The organism is Thiobacillus denitrificans ATCC 25259, from assembly GCF_000012745.1.
Taxonomy (GTDB): domain Bacteria; phylum Pseudomonadota; class Gammaproteobacteria; order Burkholderiales; family Thiobacillaceae; genus Thiobacillus; species Thiobacillus denitrificans_B.
Genome location: NC_007404.1, coordinates 1,208,587 through 1,234,311, shown reverse-complemented (window position 1 = coordinate 1,234,311; position 25,725 = coordinate 1,208,587). Strand labels below are relative to the sequence as shown.

The 25,725-nt window shown below is 65.7% G+C and carries 21 protein-coding genes; 4 read left to right on the top strand and 17 right to left on the bottom strand.

The genetic code is table 11. The annotated features are described in order from the left end of the window. Positions 1 to 71 precede the first annotated feature (71 nt). Genes TBD_RS05910 through treS form a run of 3 tightly spaced genes read right to left on the bottom strand, consistent with a single transcriptional unit; the run spans position 72 to position 10,320 of the window. Positions 72 to 5,219, bottom strand: a complete 5,148-nt coding sequence (locus TBD_RS05910; RefSeq protein WP_011311686.1) for a malto-oligosyltrehalose synthase — start codon at positions 5,217 to 5,219, stop codon at positions 72 to 74. Continuing rightward, positions 5,216 to 7,018 carry a malto-oligosyltrehalose trehalohydrolase gene (treZ, locus tag TBD_RS05905; protein ID WP_238376502.1) on the bottom strand — a complete coding sequence of 601 codons (1,803 nt, stop codon included), beginning with the start codon at positions 7,016 to 7,018 and terminating at the stop codon, positions 5,216 to 5,218. Before treZ ends, TBD_RS05910 begins: the two co-directional genes overlap by 4 nt. Before the next feature lie 14 nt (positions 7,019 to 7,032). After that, positions 7,033 to 10,320 carry a maltose alpha-D-glucosyltransferase gene (gene treS, locus TBD_RS05900; protein ID WP_011311684.1) on the bottom strand — a complete coding sequence of 1,096 codons (3,288 nt, stop codon included), beginning with the start codon at positions 10,318 to 10,320 and terminating at the stop codon, positions 7,033 to 7,035. 236 nt (positions 10,321 to 10,556) lie between these two features. Between treS and TBD_RS05895 the strand changes: the two genes are divergently transcribed. Then, a complete protein-coding gene (locus TBD_RS05895) occupies positions 10,557 to 11,129 on the top strand; it encodes an outer membrane beta-barrel protein (protein WP_011311683.1) in 573 nt (190 codons plus the stop codon). Between the two features lie 76 nt (positions 11,130 to 11,205). Here the strand turns inward: TBD_RS05895 and iscX are convergent, their stop codons facing one another. The 10 genes from iscX to TBD_RS05845 form a co-directional block, all read right to left on the bottom strand. Then, entirely contained in the window at positions 11,206 to 11,400 is a 195-nt protein-coding gene (gene iscX / locus TBD_RS05890; RefSeq protein WP_011311682.1) for a Fe-S cluster assembly protein IscX, read from the bottom strand. A 2-nt stretch (positions 11,401 to 11,402) separates the two neighbouring features. Next, on the bottom strand, positions 11,403 to 11,741 hold the full coding sequence (gene fdx / locus TBD_RS05885) for an ISC system 2Fe-2S type ferredoxin (RefSeq protein ID WP_011311681.1): 339 nt from the start codon (positions 11,739 to 11,741) through the stop codon (positions 11,403 to 11,405). Positions 11,742 to 11,805: 64 nt separating this feature from the next. Next, a complete protein-coding gene (gene hscA, locus TBD_RS05880; protein WP_011311680.1) occupies positions 11,806 to 13,668 on the bottom strand; it encodes a Fe-S protein assembly chaperone HscA in 1,863 nt (620 codons plus the stop codon). Positions 13,669 to 13,670: 2 nt separating this feature from the next. Then, positions 13,671 to 14,198 (bottom strand): Fe-S protein assembly co-chaperone HscB, encoded by a 528-nt coding sequence (gene hscB / locus TBD_RS05875; RefSeq protein ID WP_011311679.1) that lies wholly within the window; start codon positions 14,196 to 14,198, stop codon positions 13,671 to 13,673. A 116-nt stretch (positions 14,199 to 14,314) separates the two neighbouring features. Beyond that, complete coding sequence (iscA, locus tag TBD_RS05870; protein ID WP_011311678.1) at positions 14,315 to 14,638, bottom strand: iron-sulfur cluster assembly protein IscA; 324 nt, start codon at positions 14,636 to 14,638, stop codon at positions 14,315 to 14,317. Between the two features lie 3 nt (positions 14,639 to 14,641). Further along, on the bottom strand, positions 14,642 to 15,028 hold the full coding sequence (gene iscU / locus TBD_RS05865; protein ID WP_011311677.1) for a Fe-S cluster assembly scaffold IscU: 387 nt from the start codon (positions 15,026 to 15,028) through the stop codon (positions 14,642 to 14,644). Positions 15,029 to 15,163: 135 nt separating this feature from the next. After that, on the bottom strand, positions 15,164 to 16,372 hold the full coding sequence (locus TBD_RS05860) for an IscS subfamily cysteine desulfurase (RefSeq protein WP_011311676.1): 1,209 nt from the start codon (positions 16,370 to 16,372) through the stop codon (positions 15,164 to 15,166). Between the two features lie 22 nt (positions 16,373 to 16,394). Continuing rightward, positions 16,395 to 16,856: a Fe-S cluster assembly transcriptional regulator IscR gene (gene iscR / locus TBD_RS05855; RefSeq protein WP_011311675.1), complete on the bottom strand. Its 462-nt coding sequence runs from the start codon at positions 16,854 to 16,856 to the stop codon at positions 16,395 to 16,397. A 76-nt stretch (positions 16,857 to 16,932) separates the two neighbouring features. Continuing rightward, positions 16,933 to 17,691 (bottom strand): serine O-acetyltransferase, encoded by a 759-nt coding sequence (gene cysE, locus TBD_RS05850; RefSeq protein ID WP_011311674.1) that lies wholly within the window; start codon positions 17,689 to 17,691, stop codon positions 16,933 to 16,935. 31 nt (positions 17,692 to 17,722) lie between these two features. Further along, positions 17,723 to 18,493, bottom strand: coding sequence for an RNA methyltransferase (locus tag TBD_RS05845; RefSeq protein WP_011311673.1), 771 nt, complete (start codon positions 18,491 to 18,493; stop codon positions 17,723 to 17,725). 45 nt (positions 18,494 to 18,538) lie between these two features. On the opposite strand from TBD_RS05845, the gene TBD_RS05840 reads away from it, so the two are divergent. Genes TBD_RS05840 through TBD_RS05830 form a run of 3 tightly spaced genes read left to right on the top strand, consistent with a single transcriptional unit; the run spans position 18,539 to position 22,196 of the window. After that, on the top strand, positions 18,539 to 19,345 hold the full coding sequence (locus TBD_RS05840; RefSeq protein WP_011311672.1) for an inositol monophosphatase family protein: 807 nt from the start codon (positions 18,539 to 18,541) through the stop codon (positions 19,343 to 19,345). Positions 19,346 to 19,359: 14 nt separating this feature from the next. Further along, a complete protein-coding gene (gene mutS, locus TBD_RS05835) occupies positions 19,360 to 21,912 on the top strand; it encodes a DNA mismatch repair protein MutS (RefSeq protein WP_011311671.1) in 2,553 nt (850 codons plus the stop codon). 14 nt (positions 21,913 to 21,926) lie between these two features. After that, positions 21,927 to 22,196 (top strand): AF1514 family protein, encoded by a 270-nt coding sequence (locus tag TBD_RS05830; RefSeq protein WP_011311670.1) that lies wholly within the window; start codon positions 21,927 to 21,929, stop codon positions 22,194 to 22,196. On the opposite strand, the gene TBD_RS05825 is transcribed toward TBD_RS05830, so the two are convergent. The 4 genes from TBD_RS05825 to TBD_RS05810 are packed head-to-tail and all read right to left on the bottom strand — an operon-like array spanning position 22,193 to position 25,721. Beyond that, positions 22,193 to 22,417 (bottom strand): RNA-binding S4 domain-containing protein, encoded by a 225-nt coding sequence (locus TBD_RS05825; protein WP_011311669.1) that lies wholly within the window; start codon positions 22,415 to 22,417, stop codon positions 22,193 to 22,195. The genes TBD_RS05830 and TBD_RS05825 overlap by 4 nt on opposite strands. Before the next feature lie 3 nt (positions 22,418 to 22,420). After that, a complete protein-coding gene (locus tag TBD_RS05820; RefSeq protein WP_011311668.1) occupies positions 22,421 to 22,723 on the bottom strand; it encodes a DUF2818 family protein in 303 nt (100 codons plus the stop codon). Positions 22,724 to 22,774: 51 nt separating this feature from the next. After that, positions 22,775 to 24,226, bottom strand: coding sequence for an NADH-quinone oxidoreductase subunit NuoN (nuoN, locus tag TBD_RS05815; protein WP_011311667.1), 1,452 nt, complete (start codon positions 24,224 to 24,226; stop codon positions 22,775 to 22,777). A gap of 10 nt (positions 24,227 to 24,236) precedes the next feature. After that, entirely contained in the window at positions 24,237 to 25,721 is a 1,485-nt protein-coding gene (locus TBD_RS05810) for an NADH-quinone oxidoreductase subunit M (protein ID WP_011311666.1), read from the bottom strand. Positions 25,722 to 25,725 lie beyond the last annotated feature (4 nt).

Sequence of the window (25,725 nt, the reverse complement as noted above, 5' to 3'; positions counted from 1 at the left end):
GGTCCTATTTATAGTAGACGTGGCGCAAATGCGCCGGTTCAGCGCGGTAATCGCCGGCCGCAGCGAGTCCTCTAGGCAGGCGCGGCGTGCAGGACGGCAAACGGAACTGTCGCCAGCGTCTCCGCGACCGACAATCCGGTCGAATCACCGAAGCCACGCGTATCGACGCCGCGTTCGGTCAGCACGTCGACCCAACCCGGACGCACCCGCTCCGGCGGCAGTTCGATCCAGGTGTCTCCCCACACCGCTTCACCGACCAGCAGCGCGTCGCTCTCCCACACCAGGCGTGCGATGAGCCGCGGAACCACGAGCACCAGCGCGTCGCCTCCCGCCTGACGGGAGAAGGCACAAATCTGCTCGGCGCGCGCACCGTGGACCTTGAGCGGGACATAGTCGCCCTCGCGGAACAGGGCTTCGTACGCACGCCGAAATGCGAGCAGCCGCCAGACGAGATAAAGCTTGATCTCGCCGTCCTGCAGGCGCGCGAGCAAGGCTTCCGTGCAGGCGGCCGCGCCCTGTTCCGCGTGCATCGTCCTGACCGCCTGCAGCGCACGCTGGCGCCGTGCGTAGTCGACCGGTCGCCGGTTGTCGGGGTCGACCAGACTGAAATCCCACATCTCGCACCCCTGATAAACGTCGGGCACGCCCGGCGAGGCGAGCTTGAGCAGCAGTTGCGACAGGCTGTTGAACGCGCCGGCACGCGCGACGCCGGCCTGGAAGGGCGCGAAGTCGCGCAGGAACAGGTTGCCTGCGTCCGCCGACAGCAGCGCGCTGACGAAGTCGCCGACCGCGTCTTCGTACGCCGTGTCGGGGCTGATCCACGAGCTGTGGGTCTTGCCCTCGCGCACGGCCTTCAGCATGTAGGTCCGCAGGCGCGCCGCCAGGCTGGCGAGCGTGTCGGCGTCGGGCGCATCGAACGGCCAGATGCCGAGCAGGGTCTGGTATAGCAGGTATTCGTCGTTGCGGCTCGGCACGCGCGATTCGCCGAGCCGGCGCCGTTTGCTGCGGTTGAGGTTGCTCCAGCGCGACAAGGCCTGATGCCACAGTTCGGGGACTTCCGACAGCACGCACAGCCGCGCCCGCACGTCTTCCGAGCGCTTGGTATCGTGCGTCGAACTCGCGAGCATCGCATGCGGCCAGCGCCGGGATCGTTCCTGGTTCTCGCGATGGAAGGCCGCGAGCGAGACGCCGAAGCGCTGTGGCTCGGCGCCGACCTCGTTGAGCGCCACGAGCCGGTTGTACTGATAGAAGGTCGTATCCTCGACCGCCTTGGCCGTCACCGGGCTGCTGTATTGCTGGAACTTCATCGCGAACGCGGCGACCGCCTCGCGGTAGTCGTCGCGATCGACCCGGCCGAGGCGCCCGAGCATCGCGTCGCGCACGAAATCGAAAATGCTCGGATCGGCGCGGCTGCGTTTCTTGGCGACGCCGACTGCCCAATCGACGTAGCGCACATCGTCGGCCGACGTCTCGCCCGGCGTGACGTAGGTCCGGTAAACGGGGAAACTCGCGACGATCTCGGCGATCGCGCTGCGCAGGCTGTTGAGCGTGAAATCGCAGGTGCAGCGGTCCTCCTTCGCCAGCCGCGTGAGCTGGGTCGCGAGCACCTGCAGCTCGCCCGCGAGCGAGGTCTGCATGATCAGATGCTTGTTCGCGCGGACCATTTCTTCGTAAGCGGGGCGTGCGCGAATGAAGCCCTGGTAGGTGCGCGTGAACGCGTCCGCGGCACTGGCGTCGACAAAGAGCCCGGTGCATGCCGCCGCAAAGTCGTAGCCCGTCGTGCCGTGAACCGCCCACGATTCCGGAAGGTGCTCGTGCACCGCGAGAATCTTCTCGACGATGAGGTAAAGCGGGCGCGGCGTGCTCTCGGCATGGCCGTTGCCGACTTTCGGCATCAGCGTCGCGGCCATGGCCTGCAGGCGTTCGAAGTAGGCCTTTGGCGCGTAGAGGCCGTCCGGGTGGTCGATACGCAGGCCGTTGATGTAGCCGCGCCCGAGCAGCTCGTGCAGCAGGCGATGCGTCGCCTCGAACACCTCGGGGTTGTCCATGCGCAGTGCCGCCAGATCGTTGATGTCGAAGAAGCGGCGGTAGTTGATCTCGTCTGCGGCGACGCGCCAGAACGCGAGGCGGTAGGCCTGGCTCTGCAGCAGTTCGTGCAGCAGGTCGAAGTTCGCGCCGGCCTGCCCGATGCCGTTGAATTCCGCGAGATTCTCGTCGATGAAGCGCGCGACGTCGGCACTGCCGGCATAGAGCGCGGCCAGGCGATGCTTGTGCACTTCCTTGTCGCGGCTGCGCTCGGCGACGGCTTCGGGCGTGACGCGGTCGCGCGCCGGCAGGTGGCCGAAGGTCGTGACCAGCGCCTGGAACTCGAGCAGCACGATGTCCTCCGCGCCGAGCCGCGCCTGCAGCCGCTCGAGCCCGTGTCCGAGAATGCGCGGGTATTCGCGTGGGTCGACCGGAAAGCGATGCTCGTAGTAGAAGACGCTGAACGCGCCGTCCTCGGGGTCGAACACGAGCTTGAGTTCGCCCTTGTCGAGTACCGCGCCGTAATGCTCGCCGAGCACGGGCAGCAGGACGCGCCCCGACATGTCGGCCGTGTTCGAATACCAGTCGATGTCGAAGTAGGTGGCGTAGCGCGAGGCCGGCCCGTTCTCCAGCACGTCGAGCCACCACGCGTTGTCCGCGCCGTTGATGCCCATGTGGTTAGGCACCAGATCCATGATCTGCCCCATGCCGCGGCGCTTGATTTCGGCGACGAACTGCTCGAAGTCCTCGGCGCTCGCGATCTCGGGGTTCAGGCTGCTGTGGTCGGTGATGTCGTAGCCGTGGCGGCTGCCGGGCCGCGCCTTGAGGATCGGCGAGAGGTAACAGTGGCTGATGCCGAGCGCGTCGAGATACGGCAGCAGCGCCATTGCCTGCGGCAGCTTGAAATCGCGATTCAGCTGCAGCCGATAGGTCGCCCGCGGGATCCACAGACGTACGCCCTCCTCCATCCCGGCCCCGGCCGGCCCCGCGACCTGGGTCACCGGCCGCTCCTGGCGCAGCGCCTGCATGATGCCCTGCAAGGGTTCGCTGCTGCGCCACTCCTCGAGGTTGATGGGAATCTTGAGTCGCCAGCACGGATAAGTCGGCGACACGGTGCCAGGCAGGTTGGGCTGCTCGTGCACCCCGAAGCCGTCTTCGAGTTGCAGCAGCAGCAGCTTCGACGGCGCGCGCCCGAGGTAGGTGTAGACCGCGACCGCGAGTTCGGTCGTCAACTCGGGAAAGGCCACCGGCTGGACGCCGCCGGGCGGCAACACCTGCTCGCCTTCGAGCGCGACGAGCAGCTGGGCGCGATCTTCCGAACGCGCGATGACCTGCTGGTTGCGCACCTCGGCGTCGGGAAAGAGACGCAGCTGTTCGCGCAGGTCGATATCGAGTCCGCGCCAGTAGCCGGCAAGCGTCGGCAGGTCGTGGGTCGTAACCGCGGCGACCGCGTTCGCCGGATAGGAACCGGGCGGCGCGAGCCGGCCGTTTTCCTGGCGCTCGAAATAGAGCAGCCGGGTCGAGAGGACTTCCATCGGCTGCAGCACGGCCCGCACTTCCTCCGGCACGGTGCCGAGGTCCTCGCCGACGACGAGACAGCGGTTGCGCTGACTCTCGAGCGCGAGGATGCCGAGCAGGTCGCGAAACGGATAGGCGACGTAGGCGCCTTGGCTGATCGGCAGCCCGCGCGCCACCCAGAACAGGCGGAAGAGCCCCATCACGTGGTCGAGCCGCAGCGCGCCTGAATCGCGCATGTTGGCGCGGATCAGTTCGATGAAAGGCTCGTAGGCGCGCGCCTTGAGCCGGTGCGGAATCCACGGCGGCAGGCCCCAGTCCTGCCCCAGCCGGTTGAATTCATCGGGCGGCGCGCCCGCGCTCGCGCCGAACGCGTAGAGGTCGCGGCACATCCAGGTGGCCGCCCCGCCCTCGGCGACGCCGATCGCGAGGTCGAGCATCACGCCGACGCCGAGCCCGAGCTCCCACGACCGCGTACCGGCAGCCCGCAACTGCAGCGACGCCTGCCATTGCAGGTATTCGAAATACTCGACCTGCTCGAGGTTGGCCTCGCCGAACGCGGAGACCTCGGGCGCTTCGCGCGTGCGGTAGGCCTCCGGCCACACCGGCCAGCCCCAGACTGCGCCATCCTCGTTGCGGAAATGGGTCTGCAGCGCCTCGAACAGGGCCTGACTGCGCAGGCTGTTGCCGTGGGCCGCCTGGAACGCCCGGAATTCCCGCCCTCGCGCACTCTCGCGCGCCAGGTGCTCGGCGCGGAAATGCGCGTAGAGCTCGCGCAGCACCTCGGCCTTGGCGTCGGCGACGCCGCGGTAGTCGACTTGATCGGCAGCGCGCAGGGCACGCAGCCGCGCCTGAAAATGCGGCGCGTGGACGACCGCGCGCACCGCCTCGCACTCGCCGAAATCGGTGATCTCCTCGACGTCGAGATACAGCGTGTTGAAATACGCGCGATTGGACGGACTGTAGGGGCTCGCGTGCTCGGGCGCGTCCGGAAACATCGCATGCAACGGATTGAGCAGCACCGAGCCCGCACCGCTGTCTGCGCAGAATTCGAGCATGTGCCGCAGGTCGCCGAAGTCGCCGATGCCCCAGTTGCGTTCGGATCGCACGCCATAGAGCTGCGCGGCGATGCCCCAGGCGCGCCCGTCGCCGTGAATCGCCGGCGGCTGGTAACAGGCCGGCGGCGCGACGATGAATGACATCTCGCAGGCCTCGCCGCCCCCATCCGCGCGCTCGACCACGAAGCGGTGATATCCCAGGCCGGGTTCGATCGCGAGTACGAGCGTCCGCCGCGTGTAGGCGACGCCATCGAACGTGACACGCGCCACCTCTTCGAGTGCGGCCGGGGAAAACTCGCCAGCGATCTCGCCCCCCGACTCCTGGCGCAGCTTCCAGCGCCTGCCGGCTCCCAAGTCCGCCTCCGCGACGACGAGCGGCACGCGATACGGGCGTTCAGGCTCGCGAACGACGACCACGGGCGGCAGCGCGCGCGACCACTCGCGCCGCTCGAGTTCGTCGAGCGAGCGCGCGAGATCCGCGTCGCTCGCCGCGGGGACACCCATCGCCTCGAGCAAGGCGCGCTTCGCCGCCTCGCTGGTCGGATGCGCCCCACCCCATATGTCGTAGTACTCCGGCAGTATCCCGCAGCGTTCGCAGGCCTGATCGAGCAGCGTGCTCATGCCTGGGTCTCCGCGGCCGCGAGCGTCCATACGACCGACCAGGGACCGAGAACGCCGGCCGCCGCCGCATCGGAGGTGGCGAAAATGACCTCGCCTTCGAGCGCGACCTCGCCGAGCGGCTCTTGCGACAGATGGGCCGTGAGTTGCAGGGAGGCGCCGTCGTGCAAGCCCCAGCGCACGCGCAGGACGCCCGCGACGACCTCGAATGCGGCCGAGCCGGGCTCGATCAGGCGCAGGCGCGGGACGATCGTTTCACGCCTCAGCTTCAGCAGGCCGCGGTATTGGTCGAGCGCGCCGGCGCCCGCCTCCGACCAGTCGAGCCGCGACGCGAGAAACGTCTCGGGCCGGTTCGGGTCGGGTATCGCGGCTTGCGCGGCGGGGTCGGCAAAGCGCGCGAACTTGCGGAACTCCCGCCGCCGTCCCTGCGTCACCGCGTCCCGCAGTTCGCCGCCGAAGTCGCAGAAGAACTGGAACGGCGTCCGCGCGCCGAACTCCTCGCCCATGAACAGCATGGGCACCGACGGCGCGAGCAGCAGGACGGCGGCGACCGCGCGCAGCGCGGATTCCGGAGCGAGTTGCGTCAGGCGCTCGCCGAAGGCGCGGTTCCCCACCTGATCGTGGTTTTGCACGAAGGCGACGAAAGCCTGCAGCGGGAGATGGCCGCTCGGCTCGCCCCGCGATTCGCCCTCGTGGTAGGCCGACGCCTGGCCCTGGTAGGCGAAGCCCTCGGTCAGGCAGCGGCCGAGGTGGACGAGCGGCGCATCGGCGTAGTCGCCGTAATAGCCGTCGGCTTCCCCGGTCGCGAGCACGTGCAGCGCGTGATGGATGTCGTCGTTCCATTGCGCCGTGTAGCCACCTTGTCCAAGGTGGTGCGCTTCGTTGGCATCGTTCTCGAGGATCAGATGCACGGCACGCTCGCTGCCGATCTCTGCGTGCACGCGCTCGGCAAGCTCGGTGAGGATGTGGCGCGCCGAATCGTCGATGATCGCGTGCACCGCGTCGAGGCGCAGGCCGTCGAAGTGGTATTCCTGCAGCCAGTAGAGCGCGTTGTGGATGAAGAAATCACGCACGGTACGGCTGCCGGAGCCGTCGAAGTTGATCGCGGCGCCCCACAGCGTGTGGTGGCGCTCGCTGAAGAACTTGCGCGCGTACACATGCAGGTAATTCCCCTCGGGGCCGAAATGGTTGTAGACGACGTCGAGCAACACCATCAGCCCCTTGTCGTGCGCGGACTGGACGAGCGCCTTGAGGTCGTCGGGCGTGCCGTAGCGGCTGTCCGGCGCAAACAGCAGGACGCCGTCGTAACCCCAGTTGTGCACACCCGGAAAGTCCGCGACCGGCATCAGCTCGATCGCCGTGACACCGAGGTCGACGAGGTAGTCGAGCCGCTCGATCACGCCGGCGAAGGTGCCAGACGGCGAGAAGGTCCCGACGTGCAGTTCGTACACGACTGCTTCTTCCCAGGGCCGCCCCTTCCACGCCGTGTCACGCCAGGCGAAGGCGGTCGGGTCGACGACGACGCTCGCTCCGTGCACGTCGTCGGGATTGAAACGCGAGGCCGGGTCGGGGACGCGCAGGCCGTCGTTCACCTCGAAGCGATAAGGCGTTCCCGCACCTGCCCCATCGACTAGGAGCTCGAACCAGCCGTCGCCGCTCGGCATCATCATCCGCCCCACTGCCGCCCCCTCCTCGATGTGCAGCATCACCCGCTCGCATCCCGGCGCCCACAGGCGAAATCGCACGCCCTCGGGCGTGATCCGGGTGCCGAACGGCATTTCGTGGTGTCGAGCGTTCGCCAAAATGTCTCCTTCGATCAACGGCGTGTCACCTGAACCAGCCGACGCATTGCAGCAGCGCTGCCGACGGCGCGGCGTTCGAGCGCCTCGGTCAGCTCCGCAATCGCTTTTTCAGCCAGGAACAAAGTCAGCAAGGCCTCGGCCGCGGTCGCGTCCGTCGGGTACGCGGCATGACCGTCCATGCCCTTGCGGTAACCGCGGTAGAACGCCTTGCGCGCCGCCAGCTCCCATGCGTCGACATGGGGCTGCAGGGCCGCCATCACATCGACGGAGTCGCCGGCGACACGCGCGAGCGCGGCCGCGCCCGCCTGCGACAGCGAAAGCAGCATGCTAGCGACGTCGCGCAGCGGCGCGTGCTTTGCGCGGCGTTCTTCCCAGCTGCGGCCGGGTATGCCGCCGTAATTCGCGATCAGGAAATCGTTTTGCACGAGCCAGACCTGACCGAGGTGATAGTTTCCGTGGCAGCGCGTCTTGCTCGCGTCGACACGCACGCGCGAGGCGCGGATGACGCGCCGGTAGAGCTTGGGGCGAACGAGAAAAAGCTGCTGCGCGGCGACGGCCACGGGCTCCGGCAAAGCCGGCAAGGCACGTTCGAGCAGCTCGTACATCACGCCCATCTCGTGCCGTACCTTGTTGACCCACTCCAGAATATCCGGCGGCGCGATCGGCTCGCTGCCGAAGTCGCCCGAGCGATCCGGGGTCGCGAGCGCGCGATGGAACTCGGCCGTGCGCTCGCCGAGCGTCTTCATCAGCCCCATGTAGCGACCGTGCCGGCCGTCGGGCGCCTGCTCGCCCGTCGTGCGGCTGAGATCGAGAAAACGTTCGAGGTAGTTGAGCGTGTAGGCCCAGGCGTCGCCCTGGTTGGGCGCATAGCGCTCGAGGATCGCGAGCGTGGAGTGCCTGCCGCTGCTCGCGACGTATTCGACCGTGCCGCCGAGTTGCGGGATGTGCGCAAACTTCGCGGTCTCGGTGAGGAACCGGGACATCTCGAGCTCGGGATGCGTGCCCTGCATTTGTCGCGGATAGCTTTTCAGGACCAGCTGGTCGTTGAGATTCACGCGCAGACGCCCGTGTTCGGAGACCGTACGGGTGATCGACGACGTGACAAGCGGACAGAAGAATCCGGGGTAGGCGCTGGCCGTGCGGAACGTCAGGTGGCCGTCGCCGTAGGCAAGCGTCTCGCCGCGCTCCATGGCGGAGACGATCGCGCAACAGAAGCCGTCGTCCCAGAAGGCGTCGAACAGGATGCCGACCCGCGCCAGCCGCCGCACCTTGGCGAGCGTCACGTGCAGCAGGGCGGCGACGCGGCCTTCGTCTTCGTCTTCCCAGGCGAGGCCCAGCGGCAGCGCGTAGTGATAAATGCTGCCGTCGAGGAGCGTGACGGTGACGGTCGCGAGCAGCCAGGTTCCGCTGTCGGTCCCCCACTCGCGCAAGGTCCCGAACTCGAATTTCTCGAGCGCGGCCTCGCTGTAGACGAACCACGGCTGCGTCCGGAAGTAGCGCGGAATGATCTGGCGCTCGAGCTGCTCGCGTGCACGCCGCACCATGAGCTGGTTCACGCCTTCGTCGGTCCGCGCGAAGAGCGTGCGCCAGCCCGCGTCGACCAAAACGAGCACGGGCAGATCGGGCGGCACCGGCCTTTCTTCGTGCCAGGCCGGCGCCTCGACGTCGGTCGCGAGCCGGAACACGAAACAGCCGTATCCGCCGAGCGTCAGCAGATAGGGCAACTCGCCGATCGGCGGGAAGCTGCTGCGCCCCATCAGTTCGACCGGCACGTGTCCCTTGAAGGGCGAGAGATCGAGTTCGACGGCCTGCGGCGCACGCGCGACGTTGGCCACGCACAGAATCGTCTCGCCCTCGTATTCGCGGAGATAGGCGAGCACCTTGCGGTTGCCAGGCCGCAGGAAGCGCAGCGTGCCGCGACCGAGCGCGCGGTGCGCCTTGCGCATTGCGATCAGCCGCCGGGTCCAGTTCAGCAGCGACGAGGGATTGCGCTGCTGCGCCTCGACGTTTACCGCGCCGTAGCCGTAGACCGGATCGGTGATCGGCGGCAGGAACAGACGCTCGGTCGGCGCGGACGAGAATCCGCCGTTGGGGCCGCCGTCCCATTGCATCGGCGTGCGCACGCCGTTGCGGTCGCCGAGCAGGAGGTTGTCGCCCATGCCGATCTCGTCGCCGTAATAGACGATCGGCGAGCCCGGCATCGTCATCAGCAGCAGATTCATCAACTCGATGCGGTGGCGGTCGTTGTCGAGCAAGGGCGCCAGGCGGCGGCGGATGCCGAGATTGAGGCGGGCCTGCGGGTCGCTCGCGTAGGCCTGATAGAGATAGTCGCGTTCGCGGTCGGTCACCATCTCGAGCGTCAGTTCGTCATGGTTGCGCAGAAACACGGCCCACTGGCAAAGGTCGGGGATGTCCGGTGTCTGTTCCATGATTTCGACGATCGGGTGGCGATCCTCCTGCGCGATCGCCATGTACATGCGCGGCATCAGCGGGAAGTGGTAGGCCATGTGGCACTCGTCGCCGTTGCCGAAATACTCGCGCACGTCCTCGGGCCACTGGTTGGCTTCGGCGAGGAACATGCGGTTGCTGTAGCGCGCGTCGAGTTCGGCGCGCATCCTTCGGATGACCGCGTGCGTCTCGGGCAGATTTTCGTTGCTCGTGCCGTCGCGCTCGCACAGGTAGGGAACGGCGTCGAGCCGCATGCCATCGACGCCCGCATCGAACCAGAAGCGCATCGTGCGCATGATGGCCTTGAAGACGTGCGGGTTGTTGAAGTTGAGATCGGGCTGGTGGGAGAAGAAGCGATGCCAGTAGTAGGCCTGCGCGACTTCATCCCACGCCCAGTTCGATTTCTCGGTATCCGAAAAGATGATGCGCGTTTCGCTGAAGCGCGTGTCGGTATCGCTCCACACGTAATAGTTGCGCTTGACCGAACCAGGCGGCGCGCGCCGCGCCGCCTGGAACCACGGATGCTGGTCGGAGGTGTGGTTGACGACGAGCTCGGTGATGACACGCAGTCCGCGCTGGTGCGCTTCGCGGATGAACCTGCGGAAGTCGGCCATGTCGCCGAACGAGGGGTGGAGGTTGTGGTAATCCGAGATGTCGTAGCCGTCGTCGCGGCCCGGAGACGGGTAGAACGGCAACAGCCAGAGCGCGTTGACGCCGAGTTCCTGGAGATAGTCGAGCTTGCTGATCAGGCCCCGGAAGTCGCCCGCGCCATCGCCGTTGGCGTCGAAGAACGCCTTGACGTGCAGTTCGTAGACAATTGCGTCCTTGTACCAGAGCGGGTCATTTTCTTCCATTCGGTTCCTGCGGCAGACGGGAAAGCGGGGGCCGGTGCAAGCGCGCACCCGTTCTCAAGATAGACAAAACTGGCTCTTCGCGCAGTCGGAAGCGGCGCAGCGCGGCCGTAAGATAAGACGCTCCGCTACCGGAAACGGGCGAAATCCCGTAATCTGCCGAGGGCTTGCCTGCGCCGTCCGCGGTGCGGGAGCAAGCGCGTTTTCAACATCACAATAATTTTTGGAGGAGTGTCACTATGCGCAAGCTGCTTGTCTCCGCTGCGCTGGCATCGGCCATGGCCATGTCGGCGCCGGCAACCGCCGGTTTCTTCGATTTCACGCTCGCCCCGTACGTCGGCGCGAGTGCCGGCGAATCGACGACCGATTCCTGCATCACGGGTACCTGCGACGACGCCGATACCGCCTGGAAAATCTACGGCGGTCTCGAAGTCAACGAATTCATCTCGATGGAAGTCGGCTATGTCGAACTCGGCGAAGTCGAGTACAGCGCGCCGACCGGCACCCGCGGCACCCACGGCATGATCCTGCAGCTCGTCGGTTCCTACGCGCTCGGCCCGAAGTTCACGCTGCTCGGCCGCGGCGGCATGAACATCCTGAATACCGAAGTCGAGGGCGCGGTTGCAGGCGCGCGGGGCAACGAGGGCGACACCGACGTCTCGTGGTCGCTGGGTCTCGGCGCGCAATACAACCTCACCAAATCGGTCGGCCTGCGCGTCGAATGGGAACGCTACTTCGAAGTCGGCGACCCGGACAGCACGGGCGAAGCCGATATCGATCTCCTTACCGCTGGCGTCGTCTTCAAATTCTGAAACGCGTTCGGCAAATGAAAAACGGGGCCCGCGCCCCGTTTTTCATTTCTGTTCACCGTGTCGATCGGCCGAACGCTCAGCTGACCTCGTCGATCCACGCCATCTGGATCGCCTCGAGAATTTTCTCGCCCGAGTGGTTGGGGTCGTCGTCGAAATCCGGGAGTTCCATGACCCAAGTGTGCAGATCGGTGAAGCGGATCGTGCGCGGGTCGATTTCCGGGTGGGCTTCGGCGAGTTCGATCGCAATGTCCAGCGTGTCAGTCCACTTCATGTTCAATGCCCTTCTTTCACCATGTTGATGGTGTATTTCGGAATTTCGATTACGAGATCTTCGTTCGCGATGCGCGCCTGGCAAGACAGCCGCGACTGCGGTTCGAGTCCCCATGCCTTGTCGAGCAGGTCGTCCTCGTCCTCGCTCGAGGGCGCCAGGGAATTGAAACCTTCGCGGACGACGACGTGGCAGGTCGTGCAGGCGCACGATTTTTCGCAGGCGTGCTCGATCTCGACGCCGTTCGCAAGCAGCGTATCACAGATCGTTTCGCCGCTTTTGGCCTCGATCACGATGCCTTCGGGGCAGAGTTCGACGTGGGGCAGTACGATGAGTTGGGGCATGATTCTTCCGTAGGGCGCTATTCGTGCGGTCGAACCGCGGGTAAGGTTGCGGCGGGACGCCGCGTCAATCGAAGGTTTCGAGCTTCTGGCCGGCCATCGCGCGTCGCACGTTGCGGTCCATGCGACGCTGGGCGAAGCCGGTCGTCGTGGCGTTCAGCGCCTCGATGCCGCGCTTGATCGCCTGATGATCGGGACCCGCCATCAATTTTTCAAGGCCGGCGATGCCCGCCTCGATCGCCGCCATCTCCGCATCGTCCAGCAGTGCGCCGTCTTCGGCGAGCGCGGCGCGGGTCGCGGCAATCAGGCCCTGGGCTTCGACGATCTGCTCGTTGAGCGCACGCGCGTACATGTCGTCCTTCGCGTGCGTGAACGCGTCCTTCAGCATGCGCGTGATGTCTTCATCGGCGAGCCCGTACGAAGGCTTGACCTGGATGCTCGCCTCGACGCCTGTGCTCTGTTCGCGCGCCGACACGGCGAGCAGACCGTCGGCGTCGACCTGGAAGGTCACGCGGATGCGCGCGGCGCCCGCGACCATCGGCGGGATGCCGCGCAGCTCGAACCGCGCCAGCGAGCGGCAGTTCGCCGCGAGTTCACGCTCGCCCTGCAGCACGTGCACGCTCATCGCCGTCTGGCCATCCTTGAAGGTCGTGAAATCCTGGGCGCGCGCGGTCGGAATCGTCGTGTTGCGCGGAATCACCTTCTCGGTCAGCCCACCCATGGTCTCCAGACCCAGCGACAGCGGGATCACGTCGAGCAGCAGCCAGTCGTCGCCGCCGCGGTTGCCTGCCAGCACGTCGGCCTGCATCGCCGCGCCGAGCGCGACGACCTTGTCGGGGTCGAGGTTGGTGAGCGGCGTCTGCTTGAAGAAATCGGCGACCGCCTGGCGGATGCACGGCATGCGCGTCGAGCCGCCGACCATGACGACGCCCTTGACCTCGTCCGCCGCCAGGCCGGCGTCGCGCAGCGCCTTGCGCGTGGGCGCGAGCGTCTTCGCTACGAGACTCGCGGTCATGGCGTTGAAATCGCGCTGCGTCAGCGTCGCGTCCATCATTTCACCGGTCGACAGCACAGCGGTGACGCGGACCTCGCTGTGTTCGGTCAAGGCCTCCTTGGCGTCGCGCGCCTTGGTCAGCAGCAGGCGCGCGTCGCTCGCGGAGAGCGGGGCAAAACGGCCCTGCTCGAGCATCCAGCAGAACACGCGCTGGTCGAAATCGTCGCCACCGAGCGCCGAGTCGCCATTCGTTGCGAGCACCTCAAAAACGCCGCGCGCGAGGCGGAGAATCGAAATATCGAAGGTGCCGCCGCCGAGGTCGTATACCGCGTAGACGCCTTCGGACGCATTGTCGAGGCCATAGGCGATCGCGGCCGCCGTGGGTTCGTTCAACAGGCGCAGTACATTGAGGCCGGCGAGTTGCGCGGCGTCCTTGGTCGCCTGGCGCTGAGCGTCGTCGAAATAGGCCGGCACCGTGATCACCGCGCCGACCAGTTCGCCGCCCATCGACGCTTCGGCGCGCTCGCGCATCAGTTTCAGGATCTCGGCCGAGATTTCGACCGGGCTCTTCACGCCGGCAGCGGTCTTGAGCTGCACCATGCCCGGCGCGTCGACGAAGCGATACGGCAGACTGGCGATGTCGTCGATGTCGGCGATGCCGCGGCCCATGAAGCGTTTCACCGAAACGATGGTGTTGTGCGGATCGACGTTTTGCGCGGCCTGCGCGGGATAGCCGACGTCGATGGCACCGTCGGGACGGTAGCGCACGACCGAAGGCAGAAGCGAGCGCCCCGCCTCGTCGTCGAGCACGACGGCAAGGCCCGAGCGCACCGTCGCCACGAGCGTGTTGGTCGTCCCGAGGTCGATGCCGACGGCGAGGCGATGCTGATGCGGCGCGCTCGACATGCCAGGTTCGGAAATCTGCAGCAGGGCCATGCCTAAGCTTCCAATTCTTCGTAAACGTCGCCAAGCTCGGCGATGAGTTTGTCCATGAACCGCAGTTGGCGCACCGCTTCCGACGCCGCGGCGAAATCCTTCGCGGTGTCGATCAGGCTCGCGAGTTCGGCCTCGATGCGACGATGCGCGCTGCGCAACTCATCGGTCAGCGCGTCGAGCGCTTCGATGCTCTGGTCGACCCGCGCAGCGTCGATCGCCTCGCGCCATTCCATCTGCTGCATCAGGAATGCCGGGGCCATTTTGGTATTGCTCGCGTCGAGCGCATCGATGCCCTGCAAGCGCAGCAGGTACACGCCGCGGCTGACCGGGTCGCGCAAGGTGCGATAAGCCTCGTTCACCTGCGTCGCCCACTGCATCGCGACGCGCTGTTCGGCTTCGGGCTGGGCGGCGAAACGGTCGGGATGCACGGTATTCTGCAACTCGCGGTAAGCCGCGTCGAGGCGGTCGCGGTCGAGTGCATACGCCGTGGGCAGACCGAACAGTTCGAAATGGTTGCGGGTGAAATTCATTTTCAGGGATCAGGATTCAGGGATCACGATTCAGGGGGCCTTGTGCTGCGCATTCCGAAAGGCGCGGCCATGGGCCGCACAAGAACCCTGACCCCCGAACCCCGACCCCTGATCCCTTAAACGTTGAACGACTCGCCGCAGCCGCACGCGTCCTTGACGTTGGGGTTGTTGAACTTGAACCCCTCGTTCAGGCCTTCGCGCGTGTAGTCGAGCTCGGTCCCGTCGATGTAGGGCAGACTCTTCGGATCGACGAAGACGGTGACGCCGTGGCTGGTGAAGACCTCGTCGCCCTCGGGCGTCTCGTCGGCGAATTCCAGTTTGTAGGCCATGCCGGAGCAGCCACTGGTGCGCACGCCGAGACGGATGCCCACGCCCTTGCCGCGTTTGGCGAGGAAGTTGGTAACGTGTTGCGCTGCGCGCTCGGACAATGTGACGGCCATGGCTTACTCCAGACCCTTCTTCTGCTTGTAGTCGGCGACAGCCGCCTTGATCGCGTCTTCGGCGAGAATCGAGCAGTGGATCTTCACCGGCGGCAGCGCGAGTTCTTCCGCGATCGCCGTGTTCTTGATTTCCATCGCCTGATCGAGCGTCTTGCCCTTGACCCACTCGGTCACGAGCGACGACGAGGCGATCGCCGATCCGCAGCCGTAGGTCTTGAACTTCGCGTCTTCGATCAAGCCGTCCTTGCCGACCTTGATCTGCAGCTTCATGACGTCGCCGCACGCGGGCGCGCCGACCATGCCGGTCCCGACGCCTTCGTCTTCCTTGTTGAAAGCGCCGACGTTGCGCGGGTTTTCGTAGTGGTCGAGTACCTTGTCGCTGTATGACATTTCTTGCTCCTTTCAGTGCAGGGGTCAGGATTCAGGGCCAGGGGTCGGGCGCGGTGCTTCGCGCTTTCTAACTTGGTGCGGCCACCGACCGCACCTCCTCTGAATCCTGATCCCTGAATCCCGACCCCCAAAAAATCAGTGTGCCGCCCACTGCACAGTATTGAGATCGATGCCTTCCTTGAACATTTCCCACAGCGGGGACAGTTCGCGCAGCTTGCCGATCTTCTCGTGCAGGAGCTTGATCGCGTAGTCCACTTCCTGCTCGGTCGTGAAGCGGCCGATCGAGAAGCGGATCGAGCTGTGCGCGAGCTCGTCGCTGCGGCCGAGCGCGCGCAACACGTAGGACGGCTCGAGGCTCGCCGAGGTGCAGGCCGAACCCGACGAGACAGCCAGGTCCTTGATCGCCATGATCAGCGACTCGCCCTCGACGAAGTTGAAGCTGACGTTGAGGTTGTGCGGCACGCGGCGATCGAGGTCGCCGTTCAGGTGCACTTCCTCGATATCCTTGAGGCCCGCATAGAGGCGGTCGCGGAGCATGCGGATACGCTCGTTCTCGGTCGCCATTTCCTCGCGGGCGATGCGGAAGGCTTCACCCATGCCGACGATCTGGTGCGTCGCGAGCGTGCCCGAACGCATGCCGCGCTCGTGCCCGCCGCCGTGCATCTGGGCCTCGAGGCGGATGCGCGGCTTGCGGCGCACGTACAGGGCGCCGATGCCCTTGGGGCCGTAGGTCTTGTGCGCCGAGAACGACATCAGATCGACCGGCAGCGTCTTCAGGTCGATCGGCATTTTGCCGGTCGCCTGCGCCGCGTCGACGTGGAACACCACGCCCTTCTCGCGGCAGATCTTGCCGAGCGCGTCGATATCCTGGATCACGCCGATCTCGTTGTTGACCGCCATCACCGACGCCAGCACCGTGTCGGGACGGATCGCGGCGCGAAACTCGTCGAGGTCGAGCAGGCCGTTTTCCTTGACGTTGAGATAAGTCGCCTCGAAACCCTGGCGCTCCATCTCGCGCACGGTGTCGAGCACGGCCTTGTGCTCGGTGCGGACGGTGATGATGTGCTTGCCCTTGGTGCCCGAGTAGAAATGGCCGGCGCCCTTGATGGCGAGGTTGTTAGACTCGGTGGCGCCCGAGGTGAACACGATTTCCTTCGGGTCCGCGCCCACCAGCGCCGCGATATGGCCGCGCGCCGCCTCGACGGCAGCCTCGGCTTCCCAGCCGAATGGATGCGAGCGCGACGCCGGATTGCCGAAGTGCTCGGTCAGGTACGGGATCATCTTGTCGGCGACGCGCGGATCGACCGGAGTGGTGGCGGAATAGTCGAAGTAAATCGTTTTCATCGTTTGACCTTAATCTATCGTTTCAAACCGCGAGCGTCATTTTCGACGCGCGACGATCCTGCAATACCTTTTCCTTGCACTCGTCCTGCTTGGCGACCAGCGAGGCGAGCGTGACGTTGTCGAGATAGTCGTAGATGTGGGAGTTGAGGCCCACCCACAGGTCGTGCGTCAGACAGCGATGCTCGTCGTGGCAGTTTTCCTTGCCGCCGCACTGGGTCGCATCGATCGGCTCGTCGACCGCGCGGATGATGTCGGCGACGCTGACGTCGGCCAGGGGTTTCGCCAGATAGTAGCCGCCGCCGGGTCCGCGCACGCTTTCCACCAGCGCATGGCGGCGCAGCCGGCTGAAGAGCTGCTCCAGATACGACAGGGAAATGTCCTGGCGCTCGCTGATACCGGCCAGCGTCACCGGATTCTTGCCACCGCGCAGGGCCAGATCCAGCATGGCCGTGACGGCAAAGCGACCTTTGGTCGTCAACCTCATGTCTCTTTCTCCTGAAATTTCGCTCGAACTATAAAATTCCCGAGCATTTCAGTCAACTATTCCTTACCTTAGCAATTTAGTCAACTATTTTGTTCAAATAGTTCGCGTCGAAATCGTCGGGCTTGTCCTGCCCCGCCGGCATCTCCACGCCGAGCTTTTGGAGCTGGGCCAGAATCAGGTCGAGCCGGTGGTCGATATGCGCCGAATGATCGATCAGCCCGTGGATCGCCTTGACCACCGGGTCGTTCATGTCCGCCGAAATCGCGTACGCCGAGAAGCCGAGCTTTTCGGCTTGCCGGTTGCGCTGCTTTTCCGCCGCGCTGTCGAGGATCCGCGCGGGGATGCCGACGGCGGTCGCATCCTCCGGCACGTCCTTGACCACGACCGCATTCGACCCCACCCGCGCGTTGGCCCCGACGGTGATCGGGCCGAGGATCTTGGCGCCGGCGCCGACGACCACCCCGTTCATCAGGGTCGGATGGCGCTTGCCCTTGTTCCAGGACGTGCCGCCGAGCGTCACGCCGTGGTAGAGGGTGCAGTCGTCGCCGATTTCCGCGGTCTCGCCGACGACCACGCCCATCCCGTGGTCGATGAAGACGCGCCGCCCGATCGTCGCCCCGGGGTGGATTTCGATGCCCGTGAGCCAGCGGCCGAGGTGCGAGGTGAATCGCGCGAGCCACTTCCACTGCATGCGCCACAGGCGGTGCGCGAGGCGATGGATCAAAACGGCATGAAAGCCGGGATAGGTCGTCACCACCTCGAAGGTCGAGCGCGCCGCGGGATCGCGGTCGAAGACGACCGCGATGTCTTCCTTCAGTTGGCTGAACAGGCTCATGCGATGAGGATGCTATTTCCGAGTATTTTAGTCAACTATTATGCCCGACGGTTCCGCTGCGGCGCGCGGCCCGCTTGGCGTCCTGCGCCGCGCTGAGGATGCCGCGCAGGATGTTGACTTCCTCCTTCGCCAGGCGGGTGCGTGCGAACAGGCGCCGGAGCTTGAGCATGAGCTTGCCCGGCGAGCCGGGATTGAGGAATTCGAGGTCGGCGAGCGCGGCCTCGAGATGGCCGTAGAACTTCTCGACTTCGTCTCCGCTCGCGGCGTCGATCTCGGGCGCCGGCCAGGACGGACGGTCGAGCCAGGCCTGGCGGATCTCGTAGCTCAGCACCTGGACCGCTGCGGCGAGGTTGAGGGAACTGTAGTCGGGGTTGGCCGGGATCGTCACGAGCCCTTGGCACAGACTCAGCTCCTCGTTCGACAGTCCGCTGGTCTCGTTGCCGAACACCAGCGCGACGGGCGCGCGCTGCGCCTCGCCGAGCAGCCGAAGCGCTGCCTCCGCGGGATTCAGCACCTCGGCGACGATGTCGCGTCGGCGCGCCGAGACGCCGAGCGCGAGCGTGGTGTCGGCGAGGGCTTCGGTCAGGGTCGGGCAAACGCGTGCGCCGGCAAGCACGTCGACGGCGCCCGAGGCCATCGCGTCGGCCTGGCTGTTGGGAAATACCGCGGGATCAACCAGAACCAGTTGCGACAATCCCATCGTCTTCATCGCGCGTGCCGCGGCGCCGATGTTGCCTGGGTGACTCGTGCGCGCGAGCACCACGCGAATGTCGGCGAGAAGTTTAGGATCGCTCGATGTCATCAAGTAAAATGGCGCGCTCGTTCTTTGAATCCATTGCCAGACATCATGCATCCCATGCTCAATACGGCGGTGAAAGCCGCACGCAAGGCGGGGGCGATCATCAATCGCGCCTCGCTCGACCTCGACCAACTCACCGTACGGAGCAAGCAGGACCGCGATTACGTCAGCGAAGTCGACCAGATGGCCGAACGCGCCATCATCGAAACGCTGCTCGACGCCTATCCGAACCACGGGATTCTAGCAGAGGAGTCTGGCAGCACCGACGCCAAGAACGGCGAAGACTACCAGTGGATCATCGATCCGCTCGACGGCACGACCAACTTCCTGCATGGCCTGCCGCAGTATTCCGTGTCGATCGCGCTGAAGCACAAGGGCCAGATCACCCAGGCCGTCGTGTTCGATCCCTCGCGCAACGAACTCTTCACCGCGAGCCGCGGCCGCGGTGCGATGCTCAACGACCGGCGGATCCGTGCGAGCAAGCGCAGCAAACTCTCCGAGTGCCTGATCGGCACCGGCTTTCCCTACTGCGAGTTCAGCTACGCCGAGGCCTACATCAACATGTTCCGCGAGATGATGCGCGCGACCTCCGGGTTGCGTCGGCCCGGTTCGGCCGCACTTGATCTTGCCTACGTCGCCTGCGGCCGTTACGACGGGTTCTGGGAAATCCGTCTCAAGCCCTGGGATCTCGCGGCCGGCAGCCTGATCGCCCAGGAATCGGGCGCGCTCGTCGGCAACCTGGTCGGTGACGAAGGCTTCCTCGAGTCCGGCAATATCGTCGCCGCGAGCCCGAAAGTCTTCGCGCAGATGCTGCAACTGATCGCGCCGCATCTGCCGCCCGAACTCAAGGTCTGAATTCGCGTCTCCCCATGTCGATCGCGCCCGCGGCCCACACGCCGATGATGCAGCAGTATCTCGGCATCAAGGCACAGCATCCCGACATGCTGCTGTTCTATCGCATGGGCGATTTCTACGAGCTGTTCTTCGAGGACGCGGAGAAGGCCGCGCGGCTGCTCAACATCACGCTCACGACGCGCGGCGCTTCGGCCGGCAGCCCGATCAAGATGGCCGGCGTGCCCTACCACAGCGCCGAGCAATACCTGGCGCGCCTGCTCAAGCTCGGTGAATCGGTCGTGATCGCGGAACAGGTCGGCGACCCGGCGGCATCGAAAGGCCCGGTCGAGCGCCGCGTCAGCCGCGTCGTCACCCCCGGCACGCTGACCGACGCGGGGCTTCTCGACGAGACGCGCGACGCGCTGATCATGGCGATCGCCGTCGCCGGCGACGTGCTGGGCGTGGCCTGGCTCAACCTCGCTGCCGGCCGTTTCCAGGTCACCGAACTCGACCGCACTGCGCTGCCCGCCCTGCTCGCGCGCGTGCGGCCGGCCGAGATCCTTGCGCACGAGCACCTCGACCTCGCTGCCGACTGTCCCGTGCGCCGGCTCGATGCTTGGCAGTTCGATGCGGACGGGGCAAGCAAGCGCCTCGCGCGACAGTTCGGCAGCTGCGATCTCCAAGGCTTCGGCGTGGCCGAAATGCACTGCGCCATTGCCGCCGCCGGCGCGCTGCTGGGCTACATCGAGACGACGCAGCGCACCGCCCTGCCCCACCTTCTGTCGATCCGCGCCGAGCGCGACAGCGACTTTGTGCTGCTCGACGCGGCGACGCGGCGCAACCTCGAACTGACCGAGACGTTGCGCGGCGACGCGGCGCCGACCTTGCGCTCGGTGCTCGATACCACCTGCAGCGGAATGGGAACGCGCCTGCTTCGTCACTGGCTGCACCACCCCTTGCGCGACCGCGCCGCCGTCGCCGCCCGTCGTGACGCGATCGGCGTGCTCGCCGCCGCGCCGGACAGCGCCGCCCGCCTCGCCGATCTGCTCAAACGCTGCGCCGACGTCGAACGCATCGGCGGCCGTATCGCGCTGAAGAACGCACGGCCGCGCGATCTCTCCGGCCTGCGCGACACGCTCGCCCTGCTCCCCGAACTCGCCGCGGCGTTGCCCACCGATGGTGCACGCCTCGCCGCCTTGCGCGACGCGGTCGCCGCCACACCCGACGTGCACGCGCTGCTGGTCCGCGCGATCCAGCCCGAGCCCGCCAGCGTGCTGCGCGAGGGTGGCGTGATCGCCGACGGCTACGACGCCGAACTGGACGAACTGCGGGCCTTGACGCGCGATGCCGGCGCCTTCCTGCTCGAACTCGAGACCCGCGAACGTGCGCGCTCGGGCATCGCGACACTCAAGGTCGAGTACAACAAGGTGCACGGCTTCTACATCGAAGTCGGGCGGGCACAGGCCGAGCGGGTGCCGGACGACTATCGCCGCCGGCAGACGCTCAAGAACGTCGAACGCTATCTGACGCCCGAGCTCAAGGCCTTCGAGGACAAGGCCTTGTCGGCGCAGGAGCGCGCGTTGGCGCGGGAGAAGGCCTTGTTCGAGGCCTTGCTCGACACGCTGATCCCGCACGTCCCCAACCTGCTGTCGATCGCGTCCGCCCTCGCCGAAATCGACGTGCTGGCCAGCCAGGCGGAACGCGCGAGTACGCTCAGGCTCTGCGCGCCCGAGTTCAGCGACGACCCGTGCATCGTGATCCGCGGCGGGCGGCATCCGGTCGTTGAAGCACAGGTCGAGCATTTCATTCCCAACGACGTCGTCCTCAATCGCACGCGCCAGATGCTCCTGATCACGGGGCCCAACATGGGCGGCAAGTCGACCTACATGCGTCAGGTCGCGCTGATCACGCTCATGGCGTGCTGCGGCTTGTGGGTACCGGCAGCTTCGGCCAGGATCGGTGCCATCGACCAGATCTTCACCCGCATCGGCGCGTCGGACGACCTGGCGGGCGGGCGTTCGACCTTCATGGTCGAGATGACCGAGACGGCGAACATTCTGCACAGCGCGACCGCCGACAGCCTCGTGCTGCTCGACGAAATCGGCCGCGGCACCTCGACCTTCGACGGCCTCGCCCTCGCGTGGGCCGTCGCGCGTCATCTCGTCAGTGCGACCCGCGCGTTCACGCTGTTCGCGACGCATTATTTCGAATTGACCCAGCTCGCGCAGGAATACCGCCAACTCGCCAATGTTCATCTCGACGCCAAGGAACACGGCGCGGACCTGGTTTTCCTCCACGCCGTCGAGGACGGCCCGGCCTCGCAGAGTTACGGCATCCAGGTCGCACGGCTTGCCGGCGTGCCGGGCCCCGTCATCCACGCGGCGCGGCGCCGTTTGCGCGAACTCGAAGACGCGCAATTGCAGCCGGGCCCGCAAGGCGACCTGTTCGCCGCTCACCTGCCCAGGGACGAAGCCCCGCCGCACCCGGCGCTCGACCAGCTGCGCGAACTCGACCCCGACACGCTCACGCCCAAGGCCGCACTCGACATGCTTTACGCATTGAAAGCCTTGACCGACAGCGAACCGTGACGCGATCCGGCGGCATGAAAACCCTGCGTCTGGACAGCGCCGAGTTGGCGATCGACTTCAATGCCGCGCTGAAACTGGCGACGGCCATCGCCGAGCAGCAGCTCGGTGACGACGCCATGTTGTTGAGCTGGTACGACCGCGAACGCGATCTCGAGTCACCGGCAGGGGTGAGCGAATGCCACCAGGGATGTCCGACCAAGGGGTCGTGGGATTACGCCTTGAATCGCGGGGCGCGCCTGGCCGTCGATTTCGATTCCGGCCGCTACACCTTCTGCTTCCTCTAGGCCTGCGCGACGACCCTGACCGTGCGCCCCAAGCAGGTCACGGTCTGGCCCGCCCTGATCTTCGCCGTCTTGCGCGACTCGGGGCGGCCGTCGACGCTCACCTCGCCATCGACGATCAGCATCTTCCCCTGCCCGCCACTGTCGGCGATGCCGGCGAGTTTCAATAGGTCGCAGAGCGCGACGTGCTCGCCGCGCAGTACGAATTCGATGGAATCGTTCATCCTCTAAGCCCCACGCCGGCGCCAGAGATAGCGATAGACGAATCCGGGATAGGCGAAGACGACGAACAGCGACGCATTGATCGCGTAGAACTCCCAGTTCTGCTGGTGGATGTCGCCCAGTTTGCCTTCCAGCAGCACCGCGACCCCACCCACCACGAAAAAGAGGATCACGAGTTCGAGCAGACGCCAGCTGAATGCCTTCTCGCCGCGCCTGGGCTTGACGGTGAAGAAGATCCGCTCGATCAGGAACGGCAGGTTGGCGGCCACAAAGGCCAGGAGCAGCAATAAAACAGTCGAGAAATTCACGATGAATCCGAAAAATCGAGATGGATCCGGCGCGCAGGCCGGAGGGGAGATCTAGAACGAGGTACCGATCGCCTGCACGCACACGGCCATGAGCGGTTGCGGCAGAATCCCGAGCGCCAGAACCGCGAGGCCGTTCGCCGACATGAGGAGCCGCGCGTCGATGCCGGGGGCGATCGGTGCGGTGTCCTGCGGCGTGTCGAAATACATCAGCTTGACGATACGCAGATAATAGAATGCGCCGACGAGCGAGAACAGCACGGCGGCCACCGCGAGCCAGACATAACCGATTTCGACGACGGCCTGGAGCACCGCGAGTTTGGCGTAGAAGCCGACCGTCGGCGGAATGCCGGTCATCGAGAACATCAGCAGCAGCATGACGAAGGCGAGCCACGGGCTGCGCCGGTTCAGTCCCTTAAAGTCGTCGAGCCGATCGGACTCGAAGCCGGCCCGCGACAGCAGCAGGATCATGCCGAAGCCGCCGAGCGTCATCAGCGTATAGACCAGCACGTAGAACATCGCGGCGCCGTAGCCGTTCTGCGAGCCGGCAAGCACGCCGAGCAGCATGAAGCCCATGTGCGAGATGGTCGAATAGGCGAACATGCGTTTGAGATTGCTCTGCGCGATGGCCGCGATATTGCCGATCGCCATCGACAACACCGCGAGGATCACGAGCATGTCCCGCCATTCGCTGACCTGCGACTCCAGTCCCTGCCCGAGGACGCGCACGACGAACGCGAAGGCGGCGATCTTCGGCGCCGAGCCGACGAAGAGCGTCATCGCGGTCGGCGCGCCGTGGTAGACGTCGGGCACCCACATGTGGAAAGGAACCGCGCCGAGCTTGAAGGCCAGGCCGGCGACAACGAACACGATGCCGAACACCAGCGGGATGCGCAGGTCGGTCCCGTCCTGCAGCACGATGGCGATGTCGCCGAGCGCGAGCGAGCCCGTCACGCCGTAAACCATCGACATGCCGTAGAGCAGCATGCCCGACGCGAGCGCACCGAGCACGAAATACTTCATCGCGGCCTCGGTCGCGACGCTCGAATCGCGCTGCAATGCCACCATCGCGTACAGCGACAGCGACAAGAGTTCGAGGCCGAGATAGAGCGTGAGGAAATGGCTCGCCGACACCATCACCATCATGCCGAGCAGCGCGAACAGCGCGAGCACGAAGAATTCGCCCTTGTACAGGCCACGGACCCGGAGGTAATCGCGCGAGTAGACGAGCACGATCGCGACCGTCAGGTAGAGGAAGAGCTTGAGGACGTCCGACAGCGGATCGTCGATGAACAGGCCACCCAGGGCGAGCACCGGCAGGGTCGAGAAATCGCGCACGGTCAGGAAGGCGGCGCCGGCCAGCGTCACGAGCGACAGGCCGTAGGCCAGGTAGCGCTTGCCGTCGCCGACCGCGGCATCGATCACGAGGATCAGCGAAACCATCGCCAGCACGAAAATCTCGGGCAGCGCGGGGGCAAATTGCATCAGGCTCAGGGGCATGTTCATCGCGTCGCGCTCACGGAAGCTTGCTCTGCGCGGCGTGCGCCAGCAGGTCGACGACAGAGGCATGCATGACGTCGGTAAAGGGTTTGGGATAGAGCCCCATCCCCAGCACGAACAGGGCAAGGAGGCCGAGCAGCAGGATCTCGCGCGCGTTCACGTCGCGCATCTGGGCGACGCGCGAATTGGTCACGCTGCCGAAAACGACGCGTTTGTACATCCAGAGTGTGTAGGCCGCGCCGAAGATCAGCGTCGTCGCGGCGACGAAGGCGAACCAGAAATTGACCTCGGTGGCTGCCATGATGACCATGAATTCGCCGACGAAACCACTGGTCGCCGGAAGCCCCGAATTGGCCATCGCGAACAGCATGAAGAAGGCCGCGAACACCGGCATGCGATTGACGAGGCCGCCGTAATCCTTGATCTGACGCGAGTGCAGGCGGTCGTACATCACGCCGATGCAGAGGAACAGCGCGGCCGAGACGAAGCCGTGGGAGATCATCTGCACCAGGCCGCCCTCCCAGCCGAGCGGGTTGAACAGGAAGAAACCGAGGGTCACGAATCCCATGTGGGCGATCGACGAATAGGCGATGAGCTTCTTCATGTCGGCCTGCACGAGCGCAACGAGGCCGATGTACGCGACCGCGATCAACGACAGGGTGATGACGAACCAGGCGTATTCGTGGGCCGCATCGGGAACGATGGGCAACAGGAAGCGCACGAGCCCGTAGGCGCCGACCTTGAGCGTGATCGCCGCGAGCACGACCGAACCGCCGGTCGGCGCCTCGACGTGCGCGTCGGGCAACCAGGTGTGCACCGGCCACATCGGGACCTTGACGCCGAATGCGAGCAGAAAGGCGAAGAACATCAGCGTCTGCGCGGTCATGCTGAGCGGCGTGGTGTACCAGCTCTGAATGTCGAAGCTGCCGCCGGACTGGAAATAGAGATAGATCAGCGACACCAGCATCAGCAGCGAGCCGAGCAAGGTATAGAGAAAGAACTTGAACGCGGCATAGACGCGGTTCGGTCCGCCCCAGACACCGACGATCAGGTAGAGCGGGATCAGCATGCCTTCGAAGAAGACGTAGAACAGGATGCCGTCGAGCGCAGCGAAGGCGCCGTTGATGAGCCCCGACATGATCAGGAACGCTGCCATGTACTGCGCGACCTTGTCCTGGATCACCTGCCAGCCGGCGATGACGACGAGCACGGTGACGAAGCTGTTCAGCAGGATCAGCGGCATCGAAATGCCGTCGACGCCCAGGTGGTAGAAGACGTTGAACGCCGGAATCCAGCTTTTCTTCTCGACGAACTGCATCGCCGAAGTCGCGTTGTCGAAACCCGTAACCAGCGGGATCGCGACCGCAAGGCCAAGCACAGCCCCCAGCAGCGCAAGCCAGCGCGCGAGCGGCGCGTTGCGGTCGGAGCCCGTGGCGAGGACCGCTGCACCTGCAAGAATCGGGACCCAGATGACGAGGGAAAGAATCGACTGTCCGAACATGGGC